Consider the following 25,854-nt stretch of genomic DNA (forward strand, 5'->3'; position numbering starts at 1 on the left):
GACCCCTGCTGACGCAGAGAGCGCCCGTCGGGCCACCCTCCCCCGCAGAGGGGGGAGGGAGGGCGCGTGGTAGCTCCGGGGAGCGCGCCAGCCCCGGTCACCGCAGGACCGACAGGTAGTGGACCTCCTGCGTCAGGCAGGTCGAGAGGCGCCATTCCACCGGGCGCTCCTCCAGGTCGATCGCGATACGGTCGATCTCCAGGGCGGGGGCGCCGGCCGGGGCCTGCAGCAGCTCCGCCTCGCGGGCGCCCAAAGCCACTGCCTTCAACCGCTCGTTGGCGGTCGCGATCGTGATGCCATAGCGGGTCGCGTACAGGCTGTAGAGCGTGTTGGGCAACGCGAGGACGGTGATGCCCGGGAACAGCGCTGCGGGCACGCTGATCGTCTCGGCCACGCAGAGCCGCGCATCGACGGCGCGCACGCGCTCGATCCGCACCACCCGGGCGGTGCGCACGAGGTCGAGCCGCCCGCGCTCGTCGGCGCTGGCGGCGGCCTCCGCGATCCCGGTGACACGGCTCGTCGGCAGGCCGACCCCGTCATTGTCCGGGCGCAGCTTCAGGAAGCGGAAGACGCTCTGCTTGTCGTCGTGGTCGGCCACGAAGGTGCCGCGGCCCTGGCGGCGCACCAGCAGGCTGTCGGCGGTCAGCGCATCGAGGGCCTTGCGCACCGTGCCCTGGCTGACGCCGAGTTCGGCGGCGAGCTGCCCCTCGCTCGGCAGCATCTGGCCGGGCTGCCAGACCGCGTCGGCGAGGCGCTTCAGCAGCGTGTCGTAGACCTGTCGGTACAGGGGCCGGAAGCCAACGCCGCCGGGGCGTCCCGCACCTGCCTGCCCTTCGCCTGACCGTTCCATCGTGTGACGACGCTGAGCCCCATCTGCGGGCAGAGCGTCGAAGGTTGTGTCCAGCACCGCGCCCTCCTCTCGCTTACGTCGGCCCGCCGAGCGGGGCAATACGGGCGCTCCGCCTTACAGGGCCCGGATCTCGGCCAAAAGCGCATCGGCGACTTCGAGCCCCGCCTCGGCGGCCCGGCGACGCAGGGCCAGCCGGCGGCTGCCCGGCAGCCGGGCCCCGTCCTGCGCCTCGATCGCCGCGGCCAGCACCGCGAAGCGCTCCGGCGCGTCCGGGCTGAGCGCCGCCGCGTCGAGGGCGATGATCAGCTGGCCGGTGCCCGGCGGGTCGCCCGCGGCGTCGAGGAACGACGAGGCCTCCCCTGCAAAGCGCGCGCCGACGAGCCCGGCGGCCAGCAACTCGACCATCAGGGCCAGCGCCGTACCCTTGGCGTCGCCGAGCGGAACCATCGTGCCGTCGAGGGCGGCCCTGGCATCCGTGGTCGGGCGCCCCTCGGCGTCGAGGGCCCACCCCTCGGGGATCGGCGCGCCGTTTTTGGCCGCCCCGACGATGTTGGCCCGGGCGACCTTCGACAGGGCGAGGTCGATCACGATTGGCGCCCGGCCCGGCAGCGGGCAGGCGAAGGCCAGAGGGTTGGTGCCGAACACCGCCTGCCGCCCGCCCCAGGGCGCCATGGCGGCCGGCGTGTTGGCGACGAGCAGCGCGACGCAGCCCTGCTCGGCCAGGGCCTCCACCGGCCGCCCGGCCGCGCCACAATGGTGCGAGCGGCGGAGGCCGGCCGCCGCGATTCCTTGGCTGTGGGCGAGGCCGGGCAGCGCCTCCAGGGCGAGGTCGAGGGCCGGGTAGGCGAAGCCGTGGGCGGCATCGATGGCGAGCAGGCCCGGCCGCGGCTGGTCCGCCCGGGGGACCGCATCGCCCGCGATCTTGCCGGCCCGCACCTGTGCACCGTAGGGCGCGACCCGCGACAGGCCGTGGCCCTTCAAGCCGTCCGCCTCGGCGCCGACCAGCGCCCGGGCGACGCTCCGCGCTGCGGCCCCGGCGGTGCCGCAGCGGATCAGCGCCTGGGCGGCCAGATCCTCGGCCTCCGGCAGGGGCAGGGCCGGCATCGGCTCAGCGCTCCGTCAGGTGGCGGCGCACGGCCTGCGCCGTGACGGACGAGACGCGCACGTTCGACTCCTGGGTCACCCCGGCGATGTGCGGCGTCAGGATCAGGTTCGGCACGTCGGCGAAGACGGCGCCGGCCTGCGCGTCGAGGGGCTCGCGGTCGAACACGTCCAGCGCCGCGCCGCCGAGATGGCCGGCGCGCAGCGCGTCCGCGACGGCCGCCTCGTCCACGATTCCGCCCCGCGCCGCGTTGATCAGGATCGCGCCCTTCGGCATTCGGGCGAGGGCGGCCGCGTCGATCAGGCCGCGGGTCTCGTCGGTGAGCGGCACGTGCAGGGACAGCACGTCGCTTCCGGCGATGAGGGCATCGAGATCCCGGTTCCGGACCGGGCCGTGGTCCGGGCTCCAGGCGGGATCCCCGGGATCGACGAACGGATCATGGGCCGCGACCTTCATCCCCAGAGCCGCGGCCCGGCGGGCGGTCTCCCGGGCAATCGAGCCGAACCCGAGGAGGCCGAGGTGCCGGCCGGCGATCTCGCGGCCCATCAGGGCGTTGCGCGGCCACGTGCCGGCGGCGACGCGCGCCGTCGCCCCGTAGGCGCCGCGCAGCAGCAGCATCGCGGTGGCCACGACGTATTCGGCCACCGCCCCGTCATTGGCGCCGGTCGCCGGGTAGACCGCGATGCCCCGCTCCCGGCAGGCTGCCACGTCGATATTGTCGAGCCCGACCCCGAGGCGGCCCACCACCTTGAGATCCCGCGCGGCTTCCAGCAGGGCGCCGCGCACCTGGGTCCGGTTGCGCACGATCAGCGCGTCGGCGCCGGCCAGCGCCGCCGCCAGCGCGTCCGGCCGGTCGACCAGCCCGGGATCGTACAGGGTGTCGAAGCCGGCAAGGTCCTCGGCGATCGCCGCCGCGTCCATGAACTCGCTGATGACGACCTTGGGCATGGTCTCTCCTCGTTCCCCTGTCGGTCCGGCGCCCGTCGCGCGGGCGCCGGGCTCGGCGTCAGGCGCTACGGTAGAGCTTCGTCATCACGAATTCCCGGTGGCCGAGGGATTCGGCCGCCGTGAGCCGGCCGTTGGCGGTGCGCACCACCATATCGATCAGCGCATCGCCGGCCTGCGGGATGGTCATCTCGCGGCTGAGCACACCCGAGACGTCGACGTCGATATGCTCGCCCATGGTGCGCACGGTGCGGGGATTGCCCGTGATCTTGATCACCGGGACGATCGGGTTGCCGATCACGTTGCCCTGGCCGGTCGGGAAGGTGTGGACCACGTAGCCGGCCGCCGCCATCAGGGTGACACACTCGGCCGCCGCCGAGGACGTGTCCATGAAGTAGAGGCCCGGCCCCTTGGCGGGCGCCTCCGCGGGCTGCAGCGCGTCGATGAACCGGCACTCATGGCCGATCTTTTCCAGGTTCCCGAGCGCCTTCTCCTCGATCGTGGTGAGACCGCCCACGATGTTGCCCTTGGTCGGCTGCGAGTCGGACAGGTCGTCGGTCTTGTGGGCCTCGATCACGTCGTCCTGGTAGGCCTTCCACATCGTGTACCATTTGTCGGCGATATCCGGGCTGATCGCCCGCTCGCGGCAGAGGTGCTCGGCGCCGGTGATCTCCGAGGTCTCGCCGAACACCCCGTAGATCCCGTGGGGGATCAGCTTGTCGTACATGTTGCCGACGGTGGGGCAGGAGGCGAGGCCGGTGGTGGTGTCGGACTCGCCGCACTTGGTGGAGACCCACAGGTCGGCGATCGGGCATTCCTCGCGCTGGAGCTCGGTCGCCCATTGCACGAAGCGCTTGGCTTGGTAGCTCGCCGTGGCGACGATCGCGATGTCGCCGTGGCCCTCGATGCCGAAGCCGACGACGGGCTTGCCCGTCCTGGCAATCCCCTCGACCACGCGGTTGGTCCACTGGTCCTCGATGCCGATCACCACGACGGCGGCGACGTTCGGATTCGAGCCGATGCCGATCAGGGTGCGGAAGTGGAGGTCCAGATCCTCACCGAACTGGAGCCGGCCGTAGGCGTGGGGCAGCGCCATCGTGCCCTTTATGGTGTTGGCGACGGCCTCGCAGGCGGCGTTGGAGAGATCGTCGAGCGGCAGGAGCACGACGTGGTTGCGCACGCCGACCCGGCCGTTCTCCCGGCGCCAGCCCATGAAGGTGGCGGACGTGTAGGTCTCCGAGGCGCGCGTGGTCGCGAGCGCCTTCGTGGCGAGTTGATCGGGGGCGCCGCCGACGAAGGGGCTGGCGATCTCGTGTTCGAGCGGAGCGGCTTGCCTAAACATCGTCACCTCACCAGCGCTTCGTCTTGACGTTGTGAACGTGGACGTGCTCGCCCTTGGCGACGTCCTGGATGACCTTGCCGATGTCCTGGCCGTACTTGATGGCGGTGTCGCCGGCCTTCAGGTCGGTGAGTGCCACCTTGTGGCCGATCGGGATGTCGTGGCGGACCTGGACCGCGAAGGTGGTGTCGTTCTCGGTGATCACCCCGAAGGCGTCGGTGTTGGCGCTCAGGCCCTCGATCACCGCGACGGCGACGTTGTCCTGGGGGGAATGGGCGAGAAGATGCGGCTTGCGGTGCCCCTCGCCGGACGCGGCGTGGCTGCTCATGCGGTCCTCCTGATGGTGGTGGTCGGCTTCTGGGTGGCGACGTATCTTATATAAGACTTATCAGATGCTGGGCGTCAACGACCGATTGTGCGGCGGCGGTGATTTCATTGGTTCGGGGCTCGGGGCACCCGGCCCTGCAAGGCGCGACGTGCCTCTTCTCCCGTGCGGGAGAGGGGACCCGCGCCGTATTCTGCAACCGTATCGCGGCCCACACTGTGTGGGTCTGAAAGCTTCAAAAGGCGGGGCGCGCGCGCGGCAGATCCGGACAGCCTGTCCAGCACGCGACTGACGCCACCAGCGCGGGTCCGTCGGGGTACTTCCCCAGGAACAGGGCACGACGCTCGCAGCTTGCCTCGCACGCCAAGTCTTATATAAGATATAGACTAAAGGAGCCCGCCCCGGCGGGGCGCCGGACGGGAGGATGAGGATGGCGGTTGCCCAGGCGTTTGCCATCGGCCGGGCAGGGCGCGCCCGGTGAACGACACGCTCCTCCTCGTCCTCTGCGTCGGCTGTGCCGGCCTGGTGTCGGGGCTGACGGGATTCGCGTTCGCGCTGATCGCCTCCGGCACGCTGCTCTCGATCCGCACGCCCGTCGAGGCGACCGCGCTGGTACTCGTCTGCAGCATCCTGGCGCAGGTGATCTCGATCCTGCGGCTGCGGACCTGGCCGCCGCGGGGCACCGCGTTCGCGATGATCCTGCCCGGCCTCGTCGGCGCGCCGATCGGCATCCACCTGCTGCACGATCTCGATCCGCGCCACATCAAGATCGCCATCGGCGCCTTCCTGGTGGTCTACAGCGGGGGCGTCAGTCTGCTGCGCGCCGAGTACCGGGTGGGGTTCGGCAATCGCTGGAGCGACGGCGCGATCGGCTTCCTGGGCGGGGTGCTGGGCGGCATCGCGGGCCTGTCCGGCGCCCTGCCGACGGCCTGGAGCCTCGTACGCGGTTGGGAGCCCCGCACCCAGCGGGCGGTCTACCAGTCCTTCACCCTGGTGATGCAGGTCTGGGCGCTGGCGATCCTCGTCGCCCTCGACCCGATCCCGCCCGACCTCGTCGGCGATCTCGCTTTGGCGCTGCCGGTGGTGCTGGTGAGCGTGCTGGCCGGGCTCGCGCTGTTCGCCCGGATCGACCAGCAGCGCTTCCGCACCGTGGTCCTCGCGCTGCTCGCGGCGATCGGGCTCACCACCACCGCGCTGGCGCTGCCCGGTCTGCTGCCTGGCTGAGCGCGGGCGGACCGATGCCTGTTTCGGAGGCCAGCGTCTGGGGTCTGAACCCGATCAGCTTGCGCGTGAGATGGCTGCTATCGAGCCATGCCGGCCGTTACGATGACCGTCGGCGCTTCCCCAAAGCGGTCATGAATCGGCGTCCCTGCACTTGTGGGCCAAGGTGATATCCGGCGGCGTTACCACGGCTGACCATCACCGAACGACCAATCCTCCTTGTCGACAAAGACCATGTTGATCATGATGTCGTCAGGTCGGATCCCCAATTTAGATTTCAGTGCGTCGGCAACAGAACGGTAGAAGGCGAACTTGGTGTCCTTCTTGTTTCCGACGGTGCTCGTGACTTGGATCAAAATGAAGTCCGGAGACCGCCTGAAGCCAAGAAATTGCGGATCCTATACAAGGTTATCCGCTTCGTGCTCGCCGATCACGACGAAGCGGTCGCCATCGGGCGCTTCGAGGATGTCGACGATGCCTCGATAGACGATGTCCGCCACGGCAGCGCGGTACGCGGGGCTTTTCCCCTGGATCAAATCGATACGTGCAAAAGGCATGATGACCTCCTCGGGCGGGATTGCGGTCGGACCCCGGCCGGGACCGACCGCTCGGCGCTCACGTCCGGTTGTCGATCTCCGGCACGCCGCTGCTCCTGTCCGCATAGGCGGCGATGAAGGTCGGCCGAGACTGCCAGCGCTGCCAGAAGGCATCGAGATGCTCGAAACGCTCATCGAGCGGCGTGGCGTTCACCGGGAACTTGGAGAACGCGATGGCCGTCGCCAACGTGATGTCCGAGAACGTCGGCTGATCGCCTCCCAGCAGCCACGCGCGGCCGTCGGAGAGATGCCGATCGACCAAGCCGGCATGCGCCAGTGCCACCTTGCGGGAGTGCTCGCCCCAGGCTGGATTGCTGGTCAGTTCGAGCTTCGGGCCCAGGCCCTGATGCAGGACATGGAATGCCGTGACGATGGGATAGAGGATGTGCACCCACACCCGATTGTCCCACATCTGATCGAGGCCACGCTCGTGCGCCGTCTCGCCCATGATCTTGCGGCCTTCGAACGTGTCGTCGAGGTAGCGGGCGATGGCGGAGGTCTCGCTCAGGTAAGAGCCGTCGGCGAGCGCGAGGGTCGGTGTCTCGCCCCAAGCGTTCATCTTCAGGTGCTTCCAACCCCGTTGCTCGCCGACCGGTGACATGTCGTAGACCGTCTCGTCGAAGTGACCGGCGATGCCCTTCTCGTGCATGAAGATCCGCAGGCGTTGCGGGTTCGGGAAAGCCGAGGGGGAGGTGAAGAGCTTCAGCTTGTCGGACATCGTGGTCTCGCTTCCCTGAAATTTAGCCTGTCTGCCATATGACAGACAGCAAGCTAGGGGCAATCTCTTGTGCCGTCAACCCCTGTCTGCCATATGACAGGTGGAGGTCGAGAATGGCAGCGACGTTGAAGAGGGATGTGCGTGAGGCGATCCTCGTGGCCGCGCGGGAAGCCGCGATGGCTTATGGCTACGGCGGCATCAATTTCCGCGACCTCGCGGAGGCCGTTGGCATCAAGGCCGCCAGCATCACCTACTACTTCGCCAACAAGGCCATCCTCGGCGAGGCCGTCGCGCGCCGCTATAGGGAAGACATTGCCCGCGATCTTAAAGCTATCTCAACGGATGCGCAAAGCCCGATGGAAGCGCTGCGGCAATACCCCAGCATTTTTCGCCTCTCTCTGGAGCACAACAATCGCATGTGCCTCAGCAGCTTCATGGCGACAGAGTATGACGCGTTGCCTGAGCAGGTTCTGAAGGAGGTCCAGTCTTTTGCAGACGTTAATACGGCCTGGCTAAGCGAGCAGCTTGTTGCTGCAAAACACGTTGAGCCGAAGGACGGGGAGACGAGAGCCCGTGCCATCTATGCTGCTGTAGCCGGAGCTCAGATCATCGCTCGAAGCCGTTCGGACATAAATCTGTTCGACGCGTTGGTCAGGAGCTATCAGGAGGCGGGACTCTTGCCGAACTGATCTAACACTACTTTGGCAGTCCCATTCAGGGTGTCGGCGTCGCGCTACCTGACGGTAGGCAGTGACGCCAGAATGCCGCTCTTTTCTATGACCTTAGGTCGCTGTTGAAGCGGATAATTGTCCGCCTTCTACGCTTTCTTAGGTCTGTACGCCTTTCTGCCAAAGTAGTGCTAAAGCACGCACGCAAACAAAGTCTGCTTCTATGCTTCGCCCACCGTGAGCGGTCAGGCGGCAATCCACCCTTCCCGGACATCACCAAGGCCAAGCTGATAGAGGTCAGACCTCAGCCGGCCCGACGGATCATGGGCGCCGGCACGCTCGCGATCATCACGTTGATGCAGGCCGGCAATCCGCTGGCATGGGCCGCCTCCAGCGCCGCCGGGAGGTCGGCGGCCCCGGTCACCAGCGCCCCGAAGCCGCCGAGCGCCTGGACCACCGCGTCGTAGCGGGTCGGGAGCAGGTCACAGTGGCGCGTCCGTTCGGAGCCGTAGCTGCGCAACTGGATCTGGTGCTCGGCGTTCCAGCGCGCGTCGTTGCCGACCACCGCGATGAACGGGATGCCGTAGCGCACGGCGGTGTCGAACTCGGCCATGTGGAAGCCGAAAGTGCCGTCGCCCAGGACCGCGACCACGGGGGCGCCGGGGCGCTCCAGCGCGGCCGCGATCGCGAAGGGGATCGACGCGCCGATCGTCCCCGAGACGCCGTTGATCAGCCGGCGCCCGGCGCCGACGAGGGCCTGCGGCCATTGGCCGATCTCGCCGCCGTCGCAGATCAGCGTGCCGTCCCGATGGTGTTCCAGGAAGGCGTCGACCGCGCGGCACAACTCCACCGGGTGCAGGTTCCCGTCCTTCCCACGCAGATCCGCCCAGCCGGCCGGCCGGTGGGCGAGGGCTGCCCGCGCCTCGGCGTGCCACGCGTCCCGGCGGCGCGGGCCTCCTCGGGCCGTCAGAGTCGCCAGCACCGGCCGCGGATCGGCGAGGCCCGCAACGGCGAGCCGCTCGGCTGGAGCGCGGGCAAGGAGCGTCGGATCGGGATCGACGATGGCGAAGCGGCAATCGGGCGCGAGGGCGGGCGCCGCGCCGAAGCGCAGGGTGAAGTCGAGCGGCTTGCCGAGGAGGACGAGGAGGTCGGCCCGCGCCAGGATTTCGGCGAAGGCGCCGAGCGCCGGATCGTTGATCCCGCGCGGGCTCTCCATGCCGACGACCGGCAGGCCGAGGGTTTCCTCCAGCGCCGCCATGGCGGCCCGGCCGGAGGCGTCGCACAGGGCGGGCCCGCAGGCGACGAGGGGGCGTTCCGCGCCGTCGAGGGCGGCGAGCAGATCGGCCACGAGATTCGGCGCCGGCTCGGCAAGCTGGATCGCGGCCGCCGCCCGGTCCGGGATCCGGACCGAGGCGGCGGGGACGGCCGTCTCCAGCAGATCGATCGGCAGGCTGAGATGGACCGGGCCGGGCCGCCCCTCGCGGGCGATCCGGACGGCGCGGGCAAGATCGGGGGCCAGTGCCGCGACCGAACCGGCGGTCCAGGCGGCCTTGGTCATCGGCCGGGCGATGTCGGCCTGGGCCAGCTCCTGGAAGGCGCCGCGCCCGAGTTCGGACAGGCCCGCATGGCCGGAGAGCAACAGCACCGGCGACTCCGCCGCCAGTGCCGTGGTGAGCGCCGCCGCGCCGTTGGTGTGGCCCTGTCCACCCGTGACCAGCGCGACCCCGACCTCGCCGGTCAGCCGGCCCCAGGCGTCGGCCATGTGGACGCAGGCTGCCTCGTGCCGGGTATGGACGAGGGCGATCCCGGTCTCCAGCAGCGCGTCGAAGACCGGCATGATGTGGTTGCCCGACAGGGTGAAGATCCGGGTGACGCCGAGCGCCTCCAGGGTCCGGGCGACGATGTCGGCACCGCGCAGGGTCTGCATGGACGGGCTCTCCTCAAGCGGCGGCGTCGAGGAGCGAGCCGCCGGGCCGCACATGCGTGAAGTGCACCGGCTCCATCGCGAGGTCGAGCGCCCCGCTGCGCTGGCGCACCACTGTGTAGTGCGAGGTCGCGAGATCCGAGGCCTCCGGGAAATCCTCGCGGAAATGGGCGCCGCGGCTGTCGGTGCGGGCGAGGGCCGCCCGGGCGACCGCCTGCGAGACCAGGACGAGGTTCTCGAGGTTCAGGCGGTCCATCCAGGTCAGCGCGTAGCGGCGGTCGCCGTCCGGCGCGCCGGCCCGGGCGACCGCGTCGGAGAGCCCGTCGAGGGTGGCGAGCGCCCGGGTCAGGCCGGCCGCGTCCCGCAGGATACCGACATCGGCCCACATCGTCTCGTAGAGCGCCTCGCGGATCTCCGGCAGCGACCCGCCCGGCCGGCCGAGCGGGCCGTAGGCGCGGGCGAGGCCCGCCTCGATGGCCGTGGGGTCCGGGTCGGCGAAAGAACCCTCGCGCCGCACGGCGCGGGCCATGGATTGGCCGGCCAGCCCCCCGAACACCGTGGAGTTCGCCACCCCGTTGCCGCCCAGCCGGTTCGCCCCGTGGACGCCGCCGGTATCCTCGCCGGCCGCGAAGAGGCGCGGCAGAGCGGTGGTGCCGTCGACCGCGAACTGGATGCCGCCCATCATGTAATGGGCCGTGGGGATGACCTCGACGAGCCCCCCCGCGAGATCGAAGCCGCAATCGGCGCAGCGCTCGACCATGCCCTTGAACCGGCGGCGCACGTCCTCGGGGCCGAGGTGGCTCATTCGGATGTGGACGCCGCCGCTCGGGGTGCCGAAGCCCTCGCGCAGCCGCCGCATGATCGAGCGGCTGACCACGTCCCGGGTCGCGCGCTCGGCCCGCGGGTCGTAGGCCTCCATGAAGCGCTGGCCGGTGGCATCGAGGAGCCAGCCGCCCGCGCCGCGCAGGCCCTCCTCAAGCACCGTCCCGGTCATGCGGGTGCTGGCGCCGGCGAGCAGCCCGGTCGGGTGGAACTGCACCATCTCCATGTCGCGCAACGGCAGCCCGGCGCGCAACGCCATGGCGAGCCCGTCGCAGGACTTGTCGCCCGACGGCGTGTGGTACTTGTACATGGTCGGCCCGCCGCCGGTGGCGAGCAGCACGGCCCTGGCCCGCACCAGCTTCGGCGCGCCGGTGCGCATGTCGAGCATCAGCACGCCGGCGAGCCCCGAGCCGTCCCGGGCCGGGATCAGCTCCAGGGCGCGGTGATCCTCCAGGCGGCGCACGTCCCGGCGCCAGACCTGCTCGGCCAGGCGGTTGATGATCTCGATGCCGGTGAGGTCGCCCTTGTGCACCGTCCGGTCGAAGGTCTGGCCGGCAAACGCCTTCTGGTGGACGCTGCCGTCCGGGTTCCGGTCGAAGAAGCAGCCGAGCTCGGTTTCCAGCTCACGGATCCGCACCTGCGCCTCGGTGACCAGCGTCCAGGCGAGCGCCTGGTCGTTCAGCCACTTGCCGCCCTCGATCGTGTCCATGAAGTGTCGCTCGACCGAGTCGCCCGGCGCCAGCGCCACGTTGTAGCCGCCCTGGACCATGCGGGTGCAGCCGCACTTGCCGAGCAGCCCCTTCACCGCGATCGTGACGTCGAGGCCGGGCGCGATCTTCTTGGCGTGGAGCGCCGCGAACAGCCCGGCCCCGCCGGAGCCGAGGATCAGGATGTCGGTCTCGACCGGCTCGGGGCTCATCGGGCGTCTTCCAGGGAGGCGATGACGGCGTCGCGCCGGGCGGCCACGTCGCGCTGCACCTCGGCGAAGAGCGAGCCGCCATGCGAATCCATGCCGACCAGCAGCGGCCCGAAATCGCGGATCGCGAAGTGCCACAGGCTCTCGGGGTGAAGATCGTCGAGATCGACGTCCACGATCGTCTCGATCCAGGTGGTCTCCAGCGCCGCCGCGCCGCCGACGATCGCCAGATAGGCGCCGCCGCGTTTGGCGAAGGCGTCGAGGGTCGCCGGGCCCATGCCGCCCTTGCCGACGATGAGGCGTACGCCCTCGCGTTCCATCAGGGCGTCGGTGAAGCGCTCCATGCGCATCGACGTGGTGGTGCCGATGCAGAACGGCGCGTAGCCGACCGGCGCCGCGTTCGAGACCGGGACGCGGTGGACGTTCGGCGCGGTGTGGATCACCGCGTGGCCGTTCAGGTCGAGCCGGGTGCGGCGGTCCCGGTCGAACATGTGGATCAGGGTCGCGTCGCGGATGCCGAACAGCCAGCGCCGCAGGGTGACGGTGTCGCCGATCCGGAGCGCCCGGATCTCGGGCTCAGTGGCCGGCATGTCGAGGACGTGGTGGGCCACGGGGTGCTCCTCAATCGAACGCGATGCCGCCCGGCGTGATCGTCGCACGGGCGCGGCGGGCCGAGTGGCACTGGATGTTCACGGCGACCGGGTTCTGGGTGATGTGGGTCGCGGCGAGCTCGACATGGACGGCGAAGCTGGTGGAGCGTCCGCCCAGCCCCTGCGGGCCGATGCCGAGCGCGTTCACGGCGCGGGACAGATCGGCCTCGATCCGGGCGCCCTCGGGATCGGCGCAGACGGAGCGCAGCGGCCGGGTCGCCGCCACCTTGGCGAGGTGCATGCACAGGTCCGAGGTGCCGCCGAGTCCGACCCCCACGATGGTCGGCGGGCAGACCCGGCCGCCCAGTTCGATCACCCGGTCGATGACGAAGCGCTTGGCCGCGCCGATCCCGTCCGAGGGCAGCAGCATCTGCAGGAACGAGCCGTTCTCCGACCCCGAACCCTTCGGGATCATCTCGACCGCCAGGGTCTCGGGCCGGTCGTCGAAATCGATATGGATGATCGGCACCCGGATGCCGCAGGAGGTCTGCGCGTTCTGGCGGGTGATCGGGTGGACCACCGAGGAGCGTAAGGAGAACTCCTTGGTCGCCCGCTCGCAGCCGCGCCGGATCGCGGCCTTGAGCGCGGCGCCGTCGACGCGCACGTCGGCGCCGATGACGACGTTGTAGATCGGGATGCCGGTATCCTGGCAGAGGATGTTCTTCGTGCGCTCGGCGACCGCGACGTTCTCCACCATCGTGTCGAGGATGGCGCGGCCGGTGGCGCTGGTCTCGGACCGCCGCAGTTCGGCGAAGCCCGCCTTGATGTCGGGCGGCAGGATCTTCAGGGCGCGGACATAGAGGTCGCGGCAGACGGCCTCGAATTCGCGGATGTCGAGATCCATGGCGGGGCTCCGCTGGCGAGGGGCGGGGGATCAGGCCCCGCTGAGGAGGAACAGGAGGCCGACCGCGAAGGCGGTGGCGAGGCAGCCCGAGACGACGCGGGCGGTGGGCTCGCGGTAGCGCAGCCACTCGATGGCGAGCACCCGCAGCCCCAGCGCCATGTGGACGGCGAGCGCACAGACGAGGCCCCATTCGCCGGTGCGGACGAAGCCGTTCTGGGTCAGGCCGAGGAAGCTCTCGAACCGGTCGGCGCCCTGCAGCGCGGTCCCGAGCGCGATGAAGTGCATCGGCAGGAACAGCGCCAGGGCGATCCCTGAGAGGCGATGGATCAGGGCGGCGGCGTAGCCCGGCCGGCGGAGGGACGTGCGGACCATCCTGCGCGTCATGCCCCGTACACCGCCAGCGCCGCCCGCAGGCCGAGCCCGGCGAGCAGGCCTGAGAGCGCGATCATGCTGAGATCGAGGAAGCGACCGCGCCAGCGCGTCCACTCGCGCAGGATGCTGCGCAGGCCGATCGGGGCGTGGATCGCGGCGGCCAGGACGAAGACCGCGTAGAACACCAGGAAGGCGAGGTTCCCCTGCGTCCGGCCCAGGATCTCCCCGGCCGTGAGCCCCCCGCGCACCGCGTAGAGGATCGTGCCGAGATGGACCGCCACCGTGACCGCGAGGATCGCCGCGGTGCCCCGCTGGGCGAGGTACAGGAGCGGGCTCATCCGCGCCTCCAGAACCGGCGCAGCGCCGCCTTGCCGGTCTCGCGCTTCAGGCCGGCGATCGCGAAGGTCGGGCTTAAGCCCTTCGGGCAATGCTCGGTGCAGCTCATGTGGCTGTGGCAGGAATGGCAGCCGGCATCGCCCGCCACCGCGGCGAGCCGCCCGTCCCGGTCGCGGTCGCGCACGTCGTTGACCAGCGTCCAGGCCCGGTTGAGGGCCGCCGGTCCGAGGTAATCGGGGTTCCACGTCACCAGATCGCAGGCCGCGTAGCAGACGCCGCAAGCGATGCATTCGATGCCGGCATCGACCTCCTGGCGTGCGGGTGAATCCGGCGCGACCGCCACGAAGTCGTCGGGCGGGTTCTCGCCCGGCTCGAAGAAGCCGTGGGCCCGGCGCCACTTCTCGAAGAAGGGCTCCATGTCGACCGCGAGGTCCTTCACCACCGGCAGGTTGCGCAGGGGCTCCAGCAGCAGCTCCCCGTCCGGCGCCACGGTGGCGACCCGGGTGCGGCAGGTCCAGCGCGGGCGCCCGTTCACCGTCATCCCGCAGGAGCCGCACATGCCGACCCGGCAGGCGAAGCGGTAGGCGAGGGTCGGGTCCTGATCGCGCTGGATCTCGGTGACGACGTCGAGCACGGTCTGGTTGGCGCGGCGCGGCACCACGAAGTCCGCGACGGTCTCCCCCCGCCGGACACGCACCCGCAAGGCCCCGGTCGCACCCGGCCCGACGGCGGCGTGATCGACGCGCGCCGTCACCGCGTGATCGCCTTCGGGGCGCCGCTCGCGTTCGGATCGGGGAAGAACAGCTCGCTCTCGCTGGAGGCCGTGGCGGAGACCAGACCGGCGCGGTTCATGTAGGCGAGGTAGGCGAGCATCCGCTCGGGCTTGGTGGTCCAGGCGTTCTGCGGCGCGCGGATGATCGCCACGGCCTCCGCGGGCGAAATCTTCGCCCCCTCCGCCTTGATCCAGAGCGCCGCGGCCCGGGCCGGGTCATCGCGGATCAGTGCGAGGCTCTCCTCCAGCGCCGCCCTGAAGGCCGCCGTGACCGTGGGGTTGTCGGTGACGAACCGGCTGGTCGCCCAGACGAGGTTGAAGGTGTGGGGGCCGCCCATGACGTCGTAGCTGTCGAGCACCTTGCGGGCGCGCGGGTCCTTCAGCTCCATCTCCTGGAAGGGCGGCGAGCCGAAATGGGCCGTGATCTCGGAGCGGCCGCCCATCATGGCAGTCTGCGCGTCCGGATGCCCCATCGAGACGGTGAGCGGATCGAGCTTGCCCTGCTGGCCGGGGCCGAACGCCTTCTCGGCGGCCATCTGCAAGGTGATGGCCTGGATCGAGGTCTTGGCGGTCGGCAGGGCTATCTTGTCCTGGGGCCCAAAATCCTTGATCGACGTGACGGCTGGATTGGTGGTCACCAGCCACAGCGGCATGGCGTTCAGCGCCGACACGCCCTTGACCTTCAGATTGCCCTGCGTCCGGCCCCAGATCGTCAGGAACGGGCCGACACCGCCGGAGGCGAGATCGAGATTGCCGGACAGCAGGGCCTCGTTCATCCCCGAGCCGCCGGTGAAGCGCAGCCACTCGGCCTTGATGTCGAGGCCGCGCTGCTTGGCCTGCTTCTCCAGCAGGCCCTGCTCCTCCATCACGGTGAGCGGCAGGTAGGAGATCCCGAACTGCTTGGCGAGCCGCACGGTCGAGACCTCGGCCTGGGCGGCGCCTAGCGCTCCCCACAGGGCCGCGAGCGTCCCGACGAGCCGGATCTTGCCCCGTGCCGTCATGGCGGTTCCTACCCGTCTGCGCGCCGATCTTAGCCGAGCCGTCAGCGTCGGACCGAAGATACGCTCCCGGTCGTGCCTGTCAACGCTCCTATGTCATATATATGACTTGCCCGAAGGCGGTGCGAGACTGCAAGCGGCGGCGATAATCTATCATTTGTAGGACTGATCGAAGCCGGAGCGGACCTGGCTTGAAACGGGATACACCGCACCCTCGGCATCGCGCGTGCCCGGAGCCGTCGTGCCTGCACCGACGATACCCCTTCGCCGGAGACCCACGGAGTCATCTCGGCGCACGGGCGGATGCCCCGGTGGCATGATCATGCGCCGTGCATCGTCACCCGACCGGATGTCGGCTGGCGTCCGGTCACAGCACGAGGTTCGGCTCAATGCGCGGTCGCCGCTGCGCATCGGCGGGTGGGATGGGAAGGGACCGGGGGTCTGCCGGAGTCCGATTGGTGCCGGTGGAGAGGATCGAACTCCCGACCTTCGGTTTACAAAACTGACGAAAAGGCATCACAAAACCTAACAAAAACTCGCAGTAGACGTGATCTGCAAGCCGTTGCTGATGCTTGTTTTTTTGGGAGTGTTGGCTAGTGTGGATCACAGAGCCTACCAGGCCCAAACGTGCCTTCGGTGTTACCCTGGTGATACCCTCCGAAGGCCAGCGGTTTCGGAGCGAGGTCATGCCGAAGGCCCTCACGGTCAGAGGGATCGAGGCGTTGAAGGGCGGACCGGTTCGGGCTGAAATCCCGGATGGGCTGATCCCTGGCCTCTATCTCGTCTGCCAGTCGACGGGCGTGAAATCGTGGGCTGTCCGCTACAGGGCGGGCGGCCGAACCCGGAAGCACACCCTCGGCCGGTATCCGGCCATCGACCTAGCGAACGCCCGTGAGATCGCCCGCCGCACCCTCGTTGCGGTTGCGTCCGGCCGTGATCCCGCAGCTGACAAGGCCGAGGTGCGGCGCGTGGCTGGTGAGACGCCCGGGCCCAATCGCGATCGCTTCGATGCGGCAGCTGCGTTGTTCATTGAGCGCTACGCCAAGGCCAATACGAAAGAGCAGACGTGGCGGGAGAGCGAACGTCTGCTCGCGACACACGCTCTGCCGCTCTGGCGCGCTCGTAGGGTCCAGGAGATCGCCCGGCGCGACGTCGTCGAGCTGATGGATGCCATCGTTGACCGCGGCGCGCCTGTATCTGCGAACCGGACTCTCGCGGTGGTCCGGCGCATGTTCGGATGGCTGGTTGAGCGCGGGGTGATCGTCACCAATCCCTGCACCGACGTGAGGGCACCTACGGCCGAAAAGAGCCGGGACCGCGTCCTGTCTGATGAAGAACTGCGAGCCATCCTTCAGGCATGCGACCGACTCAACGAGCCGTTCGGCGCATTGATCAAACTGCTGGCGCTCACGGCACAACGCCGCGACGAAGTGGGCCAGATGACGTGGCGCGAGGTCGACCTCGATGCGCGGATCTGGAGCATTCCAAAAGAGCGAGCGAAGAATGGGATCGCGCACGATGTGCCGCTTTCCGACTCGGCCGTGAAGGCGCTAGCCAGCGTCCGCCGCATCGCCGGCAGCCGCGGACTCGTGTTCACGACCACCGGCGAGACGCCGGTCTCCGGCTTCAGCAAGATCAAGAAGCGTCTCGACGCGACCTTGCCGGATGCACCGCCTTGGGTTCTGCACGATCTGCGCCGTACGGCAGCCTCTGGCATGGCGCGGCTCGGGATCAACCTGCCGGTGATCGAGAAGGTCCTGAACCACACCTCTGGCTCGTTCGGGGGCGTGGTTGGTGTTTATCAGCGGCACCAGTTCGCCGATGAGAAGCGGGCGGCGCTGGAGGCGTGGGCGGCGCACGTCAATAATATAGTCGTGAGAGACGCCGCAAAATGACCGCTCAGAATGATTGGGTCAGCTTGAGCCAAGCTCATAGGCGGCTTGCAGAAATTCTAGAGAGCAAAGCAACCGCCGAGATTTTGCTGCTTGAGGCGTTACGATCCGGCAAAATTGCTATGGCAGCGGACTACTACATGAACGGCAACGCGTACCCAGAAAGGATCTTGCACACGGGCAACTTACGTGACGCTCGGTTTGTGATCTGGGGCGAGAGCAGGATCGAGCACCAAGTGGAACGCTCAAATTTAGGTTCAAAAGGGCAAACTCATTATCATATGGGCGATTTTCATCGCGTTAGACTTCGTACGGCCGATGTATTTAATCAGTGGCCGGATTTTGAGTGCGAGGCAGAACTGACAGTTTCGCCCGCCGCTATGCCTGCGGCAGAAGCTCCCCGCAAAGGAATTGGCGGAGCGAAGGGAGACTATGATTGGGAAAGGTATTTGATTGAGGCGGCCGCACATATTTACGTCAACGGGCTTCCGGAAAGCCAAGAAAAACTATTCGATTATTTGTGGAATTTATTCGGTGGTCAAAAGGGTGGACCCAGTCTGGGTTCGATGAAAAACCATATCGGCCCTTTGTATCGCCGCTTCGAAAAGATTGACCGCGGCTGAGTTCCTGACCGTTCCTGACCATTCCTGGCTGACACGACCTAACATCTAGCATCAATAGGAAGCGTGTTCCTCAAAGGAGCGGCGCAATGAACTCTCGCACCCAACGCTCACCCGAAGACATGTTGCCGGCGGCTCAAGTCCTGGCCCGCTATCAGGTCAGCGACATGACGATCTTCCGGTGGCTGAAAGACAGCTGCCTTGGCTTCCCCCAGCCGATTCGAATTAACGGGCGCCGCTATTGGCGGCTGGCCGACCTGCAAGCCTTTGAAAATCGACAGGCTTCAAAGAAGGAGGCCGCATAGACCATGGCCTACAACGTCAGAACCCCCGGCGCTGGTACGCCGAGGGCTCTGGGAAATGTCTGCTTAGGGGCTGACGATCTCAGAGATAACCCACACCACCTCGACCTTCAAGCGCGCCGGATCACCGCGCGCCTGAAATGCAGCCCCGCCGTCGCCGCAGTCATCGCGGCCCACGCCTTCGAGCTGCCCGAGAACTGGAGGCGCGCATGAGCGCCCCCACCCTCAACCCGACTTATCAGGCATGCTCTATAAAGCGGACTCGCCGGTCCAAGTCCGAGGTCACCGACCTCAAGCAGGTGATCTACGACATCGTCGAGGCCGACCAGCCGATGACGGTGAGGCAGATCTTCTACCAGCTCGTCCAGCGCGGGCTGATTGAGAAGAGCGAAGCCCAATACCAGCAGACTGTCGTGCGGCTGCTGACTTCGATGCGGGTCGCGGGCGAGCTGCCGTTCGCCTGGATCGTGGATCACAGCCGACGCCGCCTCGTCACCTCGACTTACACCAGCATGACCCAGGCGGTGGAGGACACCGCCCGGTTCTACCGGAAGAGCGCGCTGCGCGAGGCGCCGGCCTACGTCGAGATCTGGGTCGAGAAGGACGCCCTGTCCGGCATCATGTGGGACGTCACGTCTGTGTACGACGTGCCGTTGCTGTCCTCGAAAGGCATGCCGTCGCTCACCTTCCTGCATACGACCGCGGAGCAGATGAAGATCGAGTGGCGGTACCGCGACCGGCCGACGTACCTCTACCAGTTCGGCGACCACGACCCGACCGGCGCCCTGATCCCGAAGACCATCGAGGCTCGGCTGCGGGAATTCTGCCCCGACGTCGAGTTCACGATGGAGCGGGTTGCGCTGACCGAGGCGCAGATCACCGAGTACCGGCTCCCGACCCGGCCAACGAAACGGGAGGGTAATCGGCACGCCAAGGGCTTCGAGGGCGAGAGCGTCGAGTTGGACGCGCTGCATCCTCGAACCCTGAAGGCGATGGTGACGGAGGTCATCGAGCGGCACATCCCCGCCGCTGCGCTCACGGCCCTGCGGGTCGCCGAGGAGTCCGAGCGGGAACACCTCCGCGCCTGGGGCGCCCGGTTCAGTGCGGGAGGTGCAGCATGAACGTGCCGTTCCACAGCCCCGAGCGTGCGGCGATGATGGGGCACACCTTCGACGCCGTCGCCGAGGCCGCGTCGATCGCCGAGTCCTATTCTCGGATGGCCACCGAGTTCGCGGCGATCGGCGACGCCCGCGGCCTTCGGTACGCGCTCCGTCAGGCCGCGGTCGCACTCGCCAGCGCAGCGGACTCCGCAGCGCTCCTCAGCCCCACTGTCTCACGCGGAGGTGCTTGATGTCGGAGCGCTCTTACAACGGCTCCTCCCTGGACGACTCGGATCGCTTTCACGACTGGCCGGGTCCAGACCCGGACGCCCTGCCGCGGAGCAAGCGTCGTGACGATGGACCGCCCCGGACCGGGGCTGCCATCAACATCCGGTGGCACGGCGATGCAGACCCGCAGGCCGATCGGGACTGGCTTGTCCAAGACCTGATCAGCGAGACCGGCAAGGGGCTAATGCCCGGTCAGTGGGGCTCCGGGAAGACCTTCACGGCGCTCGACCTGTCCGCATCGATCATGACCGGCGAGCCGTTCGCCGGCCGGCGGGTTATGCGCCGCGGCGGCGTGCTGTTCGTAGCGTCCGAGGGCGCCTTCGAGATCCCGATCCGGCTCCGCGGCCTTGTCCAGGGCAAGGTAGGCGGGGACGCAACCGAACGTTTGCCGTTCGCTTGGATCGAGGACTGCCCGCGCCTGCTCAGCACCGAGGCGGTCACGCAGCTCGTCGCGACGGCCAAGGCGGCGGCAGATCACCTCCGCGAGGCCTTCGATCTCCCGCTCGCGATGATCATCATCGACACGGTGGCTGCGGCCGCCGGCTTCGGTGACGAGAACAGCGCCGCCGAGGCGCAGAAGGTGATGAACGCTATGGAGGCGTTGAGCCGTCAGACCGGCGCGTTCGTGTTGGGCATCGACCATTTCGGGAAGACGACTGAGACCGGCACCCGCGGATCCTCCGCCAAGGAAGCGGCTGCCGACGTGGTGTTGGCGGTACTGGCGAACCGCGACGAGGGCGGCACGATCTCCAACACGCGCATGGCGATCCGGAAAGTGCGTGGCGCGCGCTGCGGCTACGAGATCCCGTTCGCGCTTGATGTGATCACCGTCGGCGAGAACTACGATCAGGAGCCAATCACGACCTGCGTGGTCCAGTGGCAGACGGATCGAGTGTCCTCTGCCGCAATGGCGGCTGGCAAGGAGCGCTGGCCGACATCCGTGAAGGTGTTCCGCCAAGCCCTGCTGTCGAGCCTCGCCGACGAAGGGGTTCGTGCCTGGCCGTTCGGCAACGAGGGCGCCGAGGTGCGCGCCGTTCCGCTGCAGGCCGTCAAGACGGGGTTCAGCGCGATCTACCCTGCGGATGGCGACGACGAGAGTAAGCGCACCGAGGCGAAGCGGAAGGCCTTCAAGCGTGCCGTCGATACCTGCCTCGGCCGCAGCCTGATCGGCTCGGTCGCCCTCAAGGGTGTCGATCACCTCTGGCTAATCGAGGCCGCGGAATGACCGCCGCGACCGGACGGACAGGACAAAACCCTAGGGATCTGTCCTGTCCGTCCGGATCCGGACACCGGACAACGCGGACATCTGTCCGGAATGTCCGGTTTGTCCGCCCTGGGACCGAAAGGATCCGTTTTTTGGGATCACTGCGGCGGCGCCGGGCGCCGTCGCTCTGGCCGCTCGCCGTGCGGACCTACGGCATCACCCCGCAGAAGGAATTCGACATGAGCAACGTCACCAAACTGCCGACCGCTATGGACCGGGCAGAAGCTCTGAAGGCCAAGGCGCTGAACTTCATCGAGCAGGCTCAAGGCGCGCTCGGAGAGGCCGAGGAGGCCCTGACCACCGACGAGCGCCAGCACGACACCCCGTCACCCGCAGCCCAGAACGCGATGGTTCACCTCGTCGAGGTTGACAACGTGTTGGAGCGGGCAGCCGAAATGCTCGGCGGCGGCATCAAGGTCGTGAGCTGCACCAACATCCGGCAGGTCACTCTGACGCGCCGTGACTAATTCGTTCGGGCCGGGCCGCTCTGAAGGTCCGGCTCGTTCGCCGAGGAATTGTTTGCATTGTCAGCAATTCCGGCCGTGCGACCGGAGACATTCTCCCGGCGCCGGGAGAAATCACTGATGACAATGTAAACAGTGATTGTCGCGCCGGCGCGACAACCGTTCGCAAGCGCACGGATCTGATCTTTTCGGCGCCGACATTTTTGTCTCGGCCCCGCCACAGGTCAATGATGACAATGTACACAGTGACCTCGGTTGAGGTCGGACGGGCACGGCGTTGTCAATGATGACAATGTACACAATGACAATCGGCAAAGGTCGCGGCGCCGCAATCTGGTCACTGATTATAATATACCCAGTGACCAGATTTTCAGACCATCACGTTGACAATTTGACCTGTCGCAGAGGCGTTCGCGACGGGTGGTGCCGGTGGTGGCTCCGTCTGGTCGACCGTGACGGCAACGGACTGCTTGCCATCCATCGGCGAGCCCGTTCGGATAGCTTCGGTTTCTGCCGCGCGAACGAGAGCAAAGTAGTTGTTCGACGAGACGCTAATCATGGCGTTCGACTCCGATCATGCCTAAGTTCGCGTCTATCAATTAAAACAGCATTAAAAAGCTTCGAATGCATTTTCTAGCTTCGTCTAGTACAGTTAATCGCTCCCATCGCCGACGGTGTGACAGGTCAGACGCCATCCCTTAGCCTCAGCTCAGGATGCGGCACGCTGGTTGCGGTCATGCCGGCGCTGCTGGCCACTGACCGAGCGATCTACCCTGCGGCAGAACAGCTCAGGCCAGACATAACAAAACACAACAGCGAACAACTAGGCATAACAGCGAACAGCGGCGGACGATCAGACAATACAAGTCGTCCGCTTGCTTTCAGAGATCAAGTCGCACCACATCTCGGGTCATCACTTGCACACGGAGTGCACCCGAGATGTCTGCCGACCGTATCGAGTTCTCCGAACCCGTTCGCTTCAGGGCTGAGCCCGGCCTGAACCATGCCGTTGCACGCGCCGCCCGTCAGGCTCGAACCTCGTCCGCCGAGTGGATGCGTCAGGCCTTGCGGGAGAAGCTGAAGGCCGACGGCATCGCGCTCCCGACCCTGGACGATGGCCCTGGTCCGGCTGGTCCCGCTGCCGCCCTGAGGCGCGCCGCCTGATGGTCACCGATCCCGCCTTCGACCTCGCGCAGCACCTTGTGCTCGACGCCGTCCAGGGCTCGCCCAACTTGCTGAGCTACTTGCTAACGAAGAGCCGCGACCTACCAGACGATCCAGGAGAGGTAGCGAAGGCCCTACAGCAGCGCTGGCCTGATCTGACTGAGGAAGCCGCCGCGCCGGCTTCATCGCCGCCATCGGCGCCCTGAACGCGATCAGCCGCGAATGCATCGAAAGCGTCGCCCGCCTCGACCTGATGTCCGGTGAAACAGGACGAGGGTGAGAGGTGGGACCCAACGGGGCTCTCCGCATGGAGGGTGACCGGTCAGAAATTTCATCCAGGGTCCTTCCTTTAGCCGCCCAGGCCCGAGGGTCAGCGCAAGTTCGTTGGCTGTCTAGGTGCAGCCTCTGAAAACCACTTAACCCTTCACAGTTGGCAGCGGACTCATGGCCATCACAACTAAGGCTGCACTTGCTGCCGAACTGCGGATTTCTAAGGCTCGCGTCAGCCAATACGTGAAAGCCGGCCTGCCAGTACGTTCGGACGGCAAACTGAACCGCGAGGATGCTCTTAACTGGATCAACCGGACTCAGTTAAGCCAGACCTACGAGGACAAGGGCGTGGTCAGGGCGCGCAAGCTCGTGGACAAGCCGCAAACCCGGCCGAAGCCGCAGCGATCCACCATTCTGAGCGACCGACTTTTCGAGGGGGAGATCGGGTACGACGCGCACGTCCGATTGTCGGTCCAGCACATGGTGCGCGTGCATCCGCTGATCGTCGCGCATGCGGTGCTCGAAGCCGGCGGCTCGCTGGAGGTGGCCTACGCCGCGGCGCATCTGGCTCACTCGCCCACGATCCAGGCGGCCAACGTCGTTCTTCACATCATGGAACACCCATGGTTCGAAGACCTCGATGAACCGGGCGAGCTGCGAACCCCATTGTGCGAACCGGATTGGAAGGCTCTCGCTGAGACAGCGGGGGTCTCTTTCGATCCGGTAGCCCTGAGGGCGTACCTCGATGCCACTCCTGTTTGGTCTGATCTTGGTGCGGAGGACTCGCGTCGGTTCGATCGCGATCTAGCCGTGGCCGATGTGCTCTTTGGGAACGAGTAGCAGCATGGCTCAGGTCGAACATCCCGCCCACCGCTACGTCGAGGTCGTCAGCCTCAGAGCCGAGCCTGCGCGCATCGTGGTGCCGAAGGCTACGGATCGGCAGTGGGTGGATGCGCCCGAGCCGGGCTTCGTTCTCGATCCCAGCACCGGCAGGGCTCGCCGAGCCCGCCCGCCGCGCCGCCGCACTTGGCTGGAGTTTCCGCGCTGATGGAGGTGCAGCAGCACTTTGTCTTCACGGACCCGATCCTAGCCGATCTGATCGATCGCGCCCGTGCGGCGCAGAGCGTAGCTGAGGCGGCGCAATCGGCGGTCTGGGCCTACATGACCGAATGCCAGCAGGGCACCGGCACGGCTGCTATCGAGCCGCAGGACTGGCCGATCACCGCAAGTCATCCGGGCCTGCTGACCGTGGCCCAAGCCGCAGCCCGTGCGGGGCGCCATCCCGACACGATCACGCGGTGGTGCCGTGAACGTGGCGTCGGCAAGATGTATGCTGGTCGGTGGCGAGTATCGGTCCGACGCCTCAATACCCTTTTGGGGCAAATCTCCGAATAGTTTTACGGCCATGCCGTGAATGCCGTGAATGCGGTGTTGCGCGTGCCGTGTTGCTTTGGTGAATTGCCATTCTCGAAAGCGGAGCACCCTTTTGACGGCTCTGCGGCTCAGTCGAACAACGAGAACAGTGCCTCCGGGCTCCGCGGCCTTTCGAACGGCCGGTCAAGGCACTGACGAGCCGCACACGAATTTGGATAGGTGAACTCATGGCGCTGATGAGCCGGAAGCGGAAAGAGACAGCAGGATCAGCAGTCGACGCCGTTGAGTTAGAACGACTGCGGCGCGACCTCGATGCTGCTGAGGCCGAGCGCACCGATGCTGTCCGCGCCCGGCATGATCTTCAGGAGCGACGCGATGACGTGCTGGGCTCGGAGGATGTGGCCCAGTTGGAGCAGCACGAGACCGCCCTGGGTGCCGTTGAACGCCGGGTCGCCGTAGCTGAAGCGCGGTGCACCCGTCTGGCCAGCGAGATCGAGGTCGCCGAAGCCCAGGTTGAACAAGGCCGCCGCCGGGGCGCCTACGCCGAGGCCGAGAAGGCTTTGACCGAAGGCCGCCGTGTTCTAGAACGTGAGTACCTGCCGGCCGCAACGGCGATGGTCGAGATCCTGAACCGAGCGATGAAGTGCCGGGCCGTGATCTACGAGGCGAACAAGAATTTGCCGGACGGTGCAGATCCGCTTTCGACGATGCTGGAGCCCGCGTTCAACGGCCAGTATTTCCCGGAGGTCAAAGGCCTGACGAAGGAAGAAGTCTACTTCGTCAACCGGGAGACCGGCCTGGTCGCTGGGCCTCATGACTGTCCAGAGATGCACGCTAACCGCGGACGGTGGGAGCGGCGCACCCGCACCATCGAATTGCCCCTCTCGCTGCATCCCGCGGTGGAGCACCGATCCGTGCTCGAATTCGTGAACCTGCCCGACATCGCCCCCGACAGCTACCTGTGGTCAGCCCCGTTCTGGGGTCGCCCGCGCTTCAGCAATTCCGATCGAACCGTGGAGCAGCACCGTGTTTTCTGAAAAAGCATTCCAGGCCTGGCAGGCTCGCCGCGGCGAGGTCGAGGAGCGTGAACGCCAGCGCATCCGTGCCGACGTCGAGGCCGAGGTCGACGCCACCCTCGCTCAGATCCGCCGCGAACGTGAGGCCGAGATAGCGCGGGAGCAGCTCGCCCGCTCGTTCCGGCACGCTACCGCCGTGCGGCAGATGGGCCAGCCGCGGCCGGTCCTCACTGAGGCGCAGAAGCGCGAGCGCCATGCCGAAATCCGCCGCGGTGTCGAACGCGATTTAGAGGCCTGGGAATCCGAGCGCCGGCAGCTCGGCGCCGCTATCGGCCGCCGGTAACCGTGACCCGCGTCGCCGCGATCGCCGACTACCTGCTGAGCACCGGCATCGGCGACACCGAGGCGGCGTGGAAGGCCGAGGTGCTGGAGACGATCGCGGCGCGGTGGCCGGATGTGACCGAGGCCGATCTCACCGCGGCCTATCTGCTCGCGACCGTCCAGACGGCCACGCAGGTTTTCGACGCGCTGTCGGCCTCACTTCAGCCGCCGCCGCCCGCCGCATCACAGGCATAGGAGCCATCCATGGCCGATGAAGCCCTGCGCATGGAAGCCGAGGTTCGGGACAAGTTTACCGGACCCCTGAAGGCCCTGCGGTCCCAGCTGCTCGACACCGCCCGGACCGGCGCGAACCACAGCGAG

The 25,854-nt window shown here is 67.5% G+C and carries 32 protein-coding genes and 1 pseudogene; 16 read left to right on the top strand and 17 right to left on the bottom strand.

Annotation, left to right across the window (positions count from 1 at the left end):
• Nucleotides 1-97: 97 nt before the first annotated feature.
• The 5 genes from OXS49_RS13500 to OXS49_RS13520 are packed head-to-tail and all read right to left on the bottom strand — an operon-like array spanning nucleotide 98 to nucleotide 4,564.
• The gene (locus tag OXS49_RS13500; protein ID WP_267424847.1) at nucleotides 98-907 is read right to left on the bottom strand and encodes a GntR family transcriptional regulator; all 810 of its coding nucleotides are present in this window, start codon (nucleotides 905-907) and stop codon (nucleotides 98-100) included.
• Nucleotides 908-964: 57 nt separating this feature from the next.
• Entirely contained in the window at nucleotides 965-1,954 is a 990-nt protein-coding gene (locus tag OXS49_RS13505) for an Ldh family oxidoreductase (protein ID WP_244001795.1), read from the bottom strand.
• Between the two features lie 4 nt (nucleotides 1,955-1,958).
• Nucleotides 1,959-2,900, bottom strand: a complete 942-nt coding sequence (locus OXS49_RS13510) for a hydroxyacid dehydrogenase (protein WP_267424851.1) — start codon at nucleotides 2,898-2,900, stop codon at nucleotides 1,959-1,961.
• 58 nt (nucleotides 2,901-2,958) lie between these two features.
• Nucleotides 2,959-4,239, bottom strand: a complete 1,281-nt coding sequence (locus OXS49_RS13515) for a UxaA family hydrolase (RefSeq protein ID WP_276081773.1) — start codon at nucleotides 4,237-4,239, stop codon at nucleotides 2,959-2,961.
• Between the two features lie 7 nt (nucleotides 4,240-4,246).
• The gene (locus OXS49_RS13520) at nucleotides 4,247-4,564 is read right to left on the bottom strand and encodes a UxaA family hydrolase (protein WP_267424854.1); all 318 of its coding nucleotides are present in this window, start codon (nucleotides 4,562-4,564) and stop codon (nucleotides 4,247-4,249) included.
• A gap of 474 nt (nucleotides 4,565-5,038) precedes the next feature.
• On the opposite strand from OXS49_RS13520, the gene OXS49_RS13525 reads away from it, so the two are divergent.
• A complete protein-coding gene (locus OXS49_RS13525; protein ID WP_267424857.1) occupies nucleotides 5,039-5,785 on the top strand; it encodes a sulfite exporter TauE/SafE family protein in 747 nt (248 codons plus the stop codon).
• Nucleotides 5,786-5,964: 179 nt separating this feature from the next.
• Here the strand turns inward: OXS49_RS13525 and OXS49_RS13530 are convergent.
• The 3 genes and pseudogenes from OXS49_RS13530 to OXS49_RS13540 form a co-directional block, all read right to left on the bottom strand.
• A pseudogene (locus tag OXS49_RS13530) lies at nucleotides 5,965-6,168 on the bottom strand (tautomerase family protein); the annotation flags it as partial.
• Between the two features lie 12 nt (nucleotides 6,169-6,180).
• Nucleotides 6,181-6,339 (bottom strand): tautomerase family protein, encoded by a 159-nt coding sequence (locus OXS49_RS13535; RefSeq protein ID WP_244001805.1) that lies wholly within the window; start codon nucleotides 6,337-6,339, stop codon nucleotides 6,181-6,183.
• A gap of 58 nt (nucleotides 6,340-6,397) precedes the next feature.
• A complete protein-coding gene (locus OXS49_RS13540) occupies nucleotides 6,398-7,096 on the bottom strand; it encodes a glutathione S-transferase C-terminal domain-containing protein (RefSeq protein ID WP_244001807.1) in 699 nt (232 codons plus the stop codon).
• A 113-nt stretch (nucleotides 7,097-7,209) separates the two neighbouring features.
• Between OXS49_RS13540 and OXS49_RS13545 the strand changes: the two genes are divergently transcribed.
• Nucleotides 7,210-7,785, top strand: coding sequence for a TetR/AcrR family transcriptional regulator (locus OXS49_RS13545; protein WP_267424862.1), 576 nt, complete (start codon nucleotides 7,210-7,212; stop codon nucleotides 7,783-7,785).
• Between the two features lie 283 nt (nucleotides 7,786-8,068).
• On the opposite strand, the gene OXS49_RS13550 is transcribed toward OXS49_RS13545, so the two are convergent.
• Genes OXS49_RS13550 through OXS49_RS13585 form a run of 8 tightly spaced genes read right to left on the bottom strand, consistent with a single transcriptional unit; the run spans nucleotide 8,069 to nucleotide 15,401 of the window.
• Nucleotides 8,069-9,691 (bottom strand): thiamine pyrophosphate-binding protein, encoded by a 1,623-nt coding sequence (locus OXS49_RS13550; protein ID WP_267424866.1) that lies wholly within the window; start codon nucleotides 9,689-9,691, stop codon nucleotides 8,069-8,071.
• Between the two features lie 13 nt (nucleotides 9,692-9,704).
• Entirely contained in the window at nucleotides 9,705-11,429 is a 1,725-nt protein-coding gene (locus OXS49_RS13555; protein WP_267424869.1) for an FAD-binding protein, read from the bottom strand.
• Nucleotides 11,426-12,037 (bottom strand): fumarate hydratase C-terminal domain-containing protein, encoded by a 612-nt coding sequence (locus OXS49_RS13560; RefSeq protein ID WP_267424872.1) that lies wholly within the window; start codon nucleotides 12,035-12,037, stop codon nucleotides 11,426-11,428. The genes OXS49_RS13555 and OXS49_RS13560 overlap by 4 nt, the downstream gene beginning before the upstream one ends.
• Nucleotides 12,038-12,047: 10 nt before the next feature.
• Nucleotides 12,048-12,920 (bottom strand): fumarate hydratase, encoded by an 873-nt coding sequence (locus OXS49_RS13565; protein ID WP_244001817.1) that lies wholly within the window; start codon nucleotides 12,918-12,920, stop codon nucleotides 12,048-12,050.
• A gap of 30 nt (nucleotides 12,921-12,950) precedes the next feature.
• Nucleotides 12,951-13,292 (bottom strand): succinate dehydrogenase, encoded by a 342-nt coding sequence (locus OXS49_RS13570; protein ID WP_244001819.1) that lies wholly within the window; start codon nucleotides 13,290-13,292, stop codon nucleotides 12,951-12,953.
• Nucleotides 13,293-13,300: 8 nt separating this feature from the next.
• Nucleotides 13,301-13,630, bottom strand: coding sequence for a succinate dehydrogenase (locus OXS49_RS13575; protein WP_244001821.1), 330 nt, complete (start codon nucleotides 13,628-13,630; stop codon nucleotides 13,301-13,303).
• Nucleotides 13,627-14,382 carry a 2Fe-2S iron-sulfur cluster-binding protein gene (locus OXS49_RS13580; protein WP_267424878.1) on the bottom strand — a complete coding sequence of 252 codons (756 nt, stop codon included), beginning with the start codon at nucleotides 14,380-14,382 and terminating at the stop codon, nucleotides 13,627-13,629. Before OXS49_RS13580 ends, OXS49_RS13575 begins: the two co-directional genes overlap by 4 nt.
• Nucleotides 14,379-15,401 (bottom strand): ABC transporter substrate-binding protein, encoded by a 1,023-nt coding sequence (locus OXS49_RS13585; protein WP_267424880.1) that lies wholly within the window; start codon nucleotides 15,399-15,401, stop codon nucleotides 14,379-14,381. Before OXS49_RS13585 ends, OXS49_RS13580 begins: the two co-directional genes overlap by 4 nt.
• A 683-nt stretch (nucleotides 15,402-16,084) precedes the next feature.
• Between OXS49_RS13585 and OXS49_RS13590 the strand changes: the two genes are divergently transcribed.
• The 7 genes from OXS49_RS13590 to OXS49_RS13620 all read left to right on the top strand — a co-directional run bounded on the left by OXS49_RS13590 (nucleotide 16,085) and on the right by OXS49_RS13620 (nucleotide 21,331).
• On the top strand, nucleotides 16,085-17,293 hold the full coding sequence (locus tag OXS49_RS13590) for a site-specific integrase (protein WP_267424883.1): 1,209 nt from the start codon (nucleotides 16,085-16,087) through the stop codon (nucleotides 17,291-17,293).
• Nucleotides 17,290-17,913: a hypothetical protein gene (locus OXS49_RS13595; protein ID WP_267424885.1), complete on the top strand. Its 624-nt coding sequence runs from the start codon at nucleotides 17,290-17,292 to the stop codon at nucleotides 17,911-17,913. Before OXS49_RS13590 ends, OXS49_RS13595 begins: the two co-directional genes overlap by 4 nt.
• 86 nt (nucleotides 17,914-17,999) lie before the next feature.
• A complete protein-coding gene (locus OXS49_RS13600; RefSeq protein WP_267424887.1) occupies nucleotides 18,000-18,215 on the top strand; it encodes a DNA-binding protein in 216 nt (71 codons plus the stop codon).
• Between the two features lie 206 nt (nucleotides 18,216-18,421).
• A complete protein-coding gene (locus OXS49_RS13605) occupies nucleotides 18,422-19,333 on the top strand; it encodes a hypothetical protein (RefSeq protein WP_267424889.1) in 912 nt (303 codons plus the stop codon).
• On the top strand, nucleotides 19,330-19,563 hold the full coding sequence (locus OXS49_RS13610) for a hypothetical protein (RefSeq protein ID WP_267424892.1): 234 nt from the start codon (nucleotides 19,330-19,332) through the stop codon (nucleotides 19,561-19,563). Before OXS49_RS13605 ends, OXS49_RS13610 begins: the two co-directional genes overlap by 4 nt.
• Nucleotides 19,563-20,825, top strand: coding sequence for an AAA family ATPase (locus tag OXS49_RS13615; RefSeq protein WP_267424894.1), 1,263 nt, complete (start codon nucleotides 19,563-19,565; stop codon nucleotides 20,823-20,825). The genes OXS49_RS13610 and OXS49_RS13615 overlap by 1 nt, the downstream gene beginning before the upstream one ends.
• A gap of 131 nt (nucleotides 20,826-20,956) precedes the next feature.
• Nucleotides 20,957-21,331, top strand: a complete 375-nt coding sequence (locus tag OXS49_RS13620; protein WP_267424895.1) for a hypothetical protein — start codon at nucleotides 20,957-20,959, stop codon at nucleotides 21,329-21,331.
• 367 nt (nucleotides 21,332-21,698) lie between these two features.
• Here the strand turns inward: OXS49_RS13620 and OXS49_RS13625 are convergent, their stop codons facing one another.
• The gene (locus tag OXS49_RS13625) at nucleotides 21,699-21,887 is read right to left on the bottom strand and encodes a hypothetical protein (protein ID WP_267424897.1); all 189 of its coding nucleotides are present in this window, start codon (nucleotides 21,885-21,887) and stop codon (nucleotides 21,699-21,701) included.
• A 380-nt stretch (nucleotides 21,888-22,267) separates the two neighbouring features.
• On the opposite strand from OXS49_RS13625, the gene OXS49_RS13630 reads away from it, so the two are divergent.
• The 7 genes from OXS49_RS13630 to OXS49_RS13660 all read left to right on the top strand — a co-directional run bounded on the left by OXS49_RS13630 (nucleotide 22,268) and on the right by OXS49_RS13660 (nucleotide 25,728).
• Nucleotides 22,268-22,492, top strand: a complete 225-nt coding sequence (locus OXS49_RS13630; protein WP_267424899.1) for a hypothetical protein — start codon at nucleotides 22,268-22,270, stop codon at nucleotides 22,490-22,492.
• A gap of 444 nt (nucleotides 22,493-22,936) precedes the next feature.
• Complete coding sequence (locus OXS49_RS13635; protein WP_267424902.1) at nucleotides 22,937-23,602, top strand: hypothetical protein; 666 nt, start codon at nucleotides 22,937-22,939, stop codon at nucleotides 23,600-23,602.
• 4 nt (nucleotides 23,603-23,606) lie between these two features.
• Nucleotides 23,607-23,810, top strand: coding sequence for a hypothetical protein (locus tag OXS49_RS13640; RefSeq protein WP_267424905.1), 204 nt, complete (start codon nucleotides 23,607-23,609; stop codon nucleotides 23,808-23,810).
• Nucleotides 23,810-24,157: a hypothetical protein gene (locus OXS49_RS13645; protein WP_267424907.1), complete on the top strand. Its 348-nt coding sequence runs from the start codon at nucleotides 23,810-23,812 to the stop codon at nucleotides 24,155-24,157. The genes OXS49_RS13640 and OXS49_RS13645 overlap by 1 nt, the downstream gene beginning before the upstream one ends.
• A gap of 206 nt (nucleotides 24,158-24,363) precedes the next feature.
• Nucleotides 24,364-25,173 carry a hypothetical protein gene (locus OXS49_RS13650; protein ID WP_267424909.1) on the top strand — a complete coding sequence of 270 codons (810 nt, stop codon included), beginning with the start codon at nucleotides 24,364-24,366 and terminating at the stop codon, nucleotides 25,171-25,173.
• Nucleotides 25,163-25,495 (top strand): hypothetical protein, encoded by a 333-nt coding sequence (locus OXS49_RS13655; protein WP_267424912.1) that lies wholly within the window; start codon nucleotides 25,163-25,165, stop codon nucleotides 25,493-25,495. The genes OXS49_RS13650 and OXS49_RS13655 overlap by 11 nt, the downstream gene beginning before the upstream one ends.
• Before the next feature lie 2 nt (nucleotides 25,496-25,497).
• Nucleotides 25,498-25,728, top strand: coding sequence for a hypothetical protein (locus tag OXS49_RS13660; RefSeq protein ID WP_267424914.1), 231 nt, complete (start codon nucleotides 25,498-25,500; stop codon nucleotides 25,726-25,728).
• Nucleotides 25,729-25,854 lie beyond the last annotated feature (126 nt).

The organism is Methylobacterium sp. GC_Met_2, from assembly GCF_026540795.1.
In the GTDB taxonomy this organism is placed as follows: Bacteria; Pseudomonadota; Alphaproteobacteria; order Rhizobiales; family Beijerinckiaceae; genus Methylobacterium.